This window comes from Vibrio sp. M260118, from assembly GCF_036533755.1.
GTDB lineage: Bacteria > Pseudomonadota > Gammaproteobacteria > Enterobacterales > Vibrionaceae > Vibrio.
Genome location: NZ_JATABG010000323.1, coordinates 1 through 4,040, shown reverse-complemented (window position 1 = coordinate 4,040; position 4,040 = coordinate 1). Strand labels below are relative to the sequence as shown.

Annotated in this window: 3 protein-coding genes; 1 reads left to right on the top strand and 2 read right to left on the bottom strand. The window is 44.9% G+C overall.

Features of this window, described 5'->3' with window-relative positions:
• The first annotated feature begins 186 nt into the window (after positions 1-186).
• Positions 187-1,623: a Na+/H+ antiporter NhaC gene (nhaC, locus tag QTO00_RS15895; protein ID WP_331425664.1), complete on the top strand. Its 1,437-nt coding sequence runs from the start codon at positions 187-189 to the stop codon at positions 1,621-1,623.
• A gap of 61 nt (positions 1,624-1,684) precedes the next feature.
• Here nhaC and QTO00_RS15890 read toward each other — a convergent pair whose 3' ends face one another.
• Positions 1,685-2,833 (bottom strand): chemotaxis protein, encoded by a 1,149-nt coding sequence (locus QTO00_RS15890; protein ID WP_331425663.1) that lies wholly within the window; start codon positions 2,831-2,833, stop codon positions 1,685-1,687.
• Positions 2,834-2,899: 66 nt separating this feature from the next.
• Positions 2,900-4,040: Hpt domain-containing protein (locus QTO00_RS15885; RefSeq protein WP_331425662.1), on the bottom strand; the 1,141-nt coding region annotated here is incomplete at its 5' end.

The window sequence follows — 4,040 nt, the reverse complement described above, 5'->3', positions numbered from 1 at the left end:
AACATAAACCGAACTTTTAACTAAAATAAACATGCATGCCAGCCATTCATCACGATATTTCAATTGTTTATCGAAATATTAATCTACGTAATGTAGAGTGCCTGCGTCTTTCACTTGGAGTTTTTACTCCTCAGCAAACAACCCTTCCCTGTTTGCACCTAGCTAATACACAATAAGAGGCTTTGTATGGCACAGCACACCCCACGTTTGCCAAGTTTGTTGCAAGTTGTCGTCTCCCTTGGGCTATTCTTGCTTATGGCATTCTCATTTACCGCTAAGCTCAATCTACCAATACAACTCGCACTCTACATAGGTTGGTTCATTATCATGATGCTTGGTGTCCGTTTAGGCCATCAATATAAAACATTAGAGAAAGCCGCTCTCAACGGAATCTCAAACGGACTTGGCGCAGTACTGATTTTACTCGCCGTTGGAGCTCTCGTTGGCACATGGATTTCTGGCGGTATTGTTCCAACTATCATCTACTATGGTCTGCAAGCGATTCACCCTTCTATATTCCTTCTCGCCACCATGCTGATCTGCTCGCTGACTGCCCTTGCCACTGGGACTTCGTGGGGCGCAGCGGGTACTGCGGGTATCGCAATGATGGGCATAGGCCAAGGCTTGGGGGTTCCTGCTCCAATAACAGCCGGCGCGGTTTTATCTGGCTGTTACTTTGGCGACAAGATGTCACCACTGTCTGATTCAGTTATCCTTGCTTCATCGATGTCAAATGTCGAAGTGGTTGAACACATTAAAGGTATGCTTCCAGTCGCTCTTATCAGCTACATTATCACTGGAATTATGTTCACTGCCTTCGGTTTTCATTATGCTGGCAATGTTGATATGTCTCAGGTGCAATCTGTTATTCAGGCCATGGAACAACAGTTCTATATCACACCTTACTCGTTTGTTCCTGTAATGATTGTGCTTGGCCTACTTGCAATGCGTATGCCTTCGTTCCCGGTAATCAGTTTTGGTTCGCTGTTAGGTATTATTTGGGCTGTAATGATCCAAGACGTGGACTTTTTGCAAGCTTTCAATACCGCTTGGGCGCCGTTTGCGATTGAATCAGGCGTGACGTTCATTGATTCCATTCTTAACCGCGGCGGAATGTCTTCAATGCTTGGCTCTGTTGCCGTAATCATCTTTGGTTTGGGTTTTGGTGGCTTACTAGACAAAGTAGGCGTGCTGGAAACCATCGCAAAACTATTTGAGCGTAAGGTTCAAAGCTCTGGTTCTCTTGCTACCAGCACTATCGCTACTGCATTTATGGGCAACGTGTTTGGCTCGGCCATGTACGTTTCGCTAATCCTAACCCCTAAAATCTGTGCTAAGAACTACGATCGTCTCGGATACAAACGCAAAAACTTATCACGCAATGCAGAGTTTGGTGGCACGTTGACGTCCGGCATGGTGCCTTGGAGTGACAATGGTATCTATATGGCAAGCATTCTAGGCGTCGCGACCTTGTCTTATGCTCCTTTCATGTGGCTGAGTTACGTCTGTATCATCGTCACTATCGTCACTTCCTATTTGGGATGGTTTGTTGATAAATGCGAACCTACAGCAACAGCAGAACTCACTGAAGAGCCCATTGAGCTAAGTAAACAAACCGCCTAATCCTAAAAAGCGCCTAAGCTGTTATAAAGTAGCTTAGGCGCTTTTTTCTGTAGATAGAAAACTAAGCCTTCTTGCTTGCTCTACTGCGCTTACCCAACATATAGCCTAGGCCAAGGGGAGCAAAGAAAATGGCCACAATAAAGATAACAAAGTAGACGATGGTACTTTTGATTAACTCAACCAACTTGTCTATCGCTAAAGTAATGACATCCTGCGAAACCTTATCGATGTCCTGAGCAAACTTCTCCCTCTCCGCACTGATGATAAGCGCAATTTCTGCTCGTTCGCGCGCGACCATCTCTTCCAGTGCTTTTCGCTCGCCACTCAACTGTTCGAGGCGAGTCTCGGTTCGAGAGTCAATCTCTGCGACTAACGGTTGTAGCTGCACCGACATCTGTCGCGCTAACTCTTGCATGTATTGAGGGTTGTTTTGCACAAAGTCCTGAAATGATTCCGACGTGGCCTGAATACTCTTGAGGGTTTGCGTTAATTGCTCGCCACTTACGCTGCTGTTCATTGCGATAAGCTGCGCTTTCCATGTCATCAGCTTCGGCGTCTGTTCAGATACTAAACTCAGGCGATCCGACACATCACTTAAGGCTTCAGGCATGGTGCCCAAAGTGGAGACAGCTTGATCTTCACTGATTTGATTAAATTGCAGCCACGCACGGTACGCTGGTGCACGAATGAACGATAAGTCTTCGAATGGGTGTTGAGTGACAAAATTACTAACAAACTGCTTGGTCGAAGTATAACTTGCCTCTTTAAGCAGCGACTTAGCCAGTTGCTCAATGTTTTCCGTCAACTGGTTAGAGGCTTGAAGCGCATGGTCGGTGGCAAACAACTCTTTACCTGCTCCTGAGGAAAAGAACTGGTTCATCTGCTCTGTGAACACCCAAGCATCAATTAAACCGGCAGTGGGGTTAACTTGGTAAGTCGATTGTTGAATGCCCTCTTCCGCGTTGATCTTCCAAAGTAAAACATAAGACTGATAGAGCGTGTCGTTAGGGTCATAACTTGCAGAGATAGCATCGCCCGCTTGCTCGACATGCGAGAAAAACTGCTGAGTATATTCTCTAGTCATCAAGCGCATATTCAGTTCTTGTTGTGTGAGAGGTGTGGTTTGGCTATCGAGCTTCACTTCGAGTAGCGAACAGCCCCCAATAACTAACACAACGCTTAACAGCCAAATCTTTGCAATACCGCCCATTTCACTTTCAACCTCTAATGGATAGAAAATAACGCCGTATTCTATTCATACGAAGTCAGAATACAGTTAATTATTGGTGTTCTTGTGTTCGTTTAGGAAAATTCTGGCTTCCTTTATTGCCCTTTCCAGTCGCTGTTTCAGTTCATCAAGTTCGTTTGGTTCAATTCTGTTGAAATCTTTAAGTGAGGCTTCAACTTTGCTCGCCGCTTCTCGAAGCTTAGTAGCGCCTAAGTTACCACCTACTCCTTTAAGACTGTGAGCTTTTCGCTGCGCCGTCTCTGGTTCAGATGTCAATAACTGTTCAATTTTTTCACCATCTTCAAGGTGATCCTCAATAAACACTTCAAGTAGCATACACACAGACTCGGTATCATTGTTAAGCGATTCGATCATTTTCTCAAAATCGATCTCTTGCTCTTCCAGTTCAACCGCTTGTTGCGTATTCAGTTCGGCAGTAAGATCAGTCGATGCCTGATTTTCAAAAGGAGTCGGCGTCCCTGTCTCAAGCTCCGTCGATATTTCTTTCTGGTGTGATGGCGCAGAGTGCGAAGCTTGATCCTGTTGATGACTATCCGTTTGTGTTTTCATTTTTGCGGACTGAAGCTGAACGCTTGAACGTAACAACACCATGTATCCACAAAAAACGACTAAGGTGAGGGCAAGACCAAGCCAAATATGACGCGCTAGAAGATCATCAAATTCACCGCGCAGCACGCTGATTTGGTTATGAACATCGTGAGTTTGTAACTTCTCAACAATATATCGCCCTTGAGCATAGTCACCTAACACTGACGATACTTGAGCCAATACTTGTTGTAAGTCTTTACGCTCTTTAGCTACTAACTGGTTAGATTGTGAGTAGATGTTGTCTAAATCTCGGTATACCTGTGGGCTTGAGGTACTGTCACCAAAAATTGCCTCGAGAATGTTAGAGCTTAACTGAAAATAAAGGGGCTCTGTGAGCTGACCTGAATAGAGCTCACGCATCGTACCCATTTGGTCAACAAGGCTTAGCAACTCAAGGTTATTGTTGAGATAGATCTGTGACTGCTCAATGAAACGATCTGTCGTGAACAACAGTCTGTTAATGTCAGGAAGTAACCAACTATTGTCATAATGAGCATCGAGCTGAAGTCGAAGAGCATAGATAAGCTGGAGATTAAGCGACTGAGAATCAGCCATGTGAACACTATAGGGAGAATCAAAG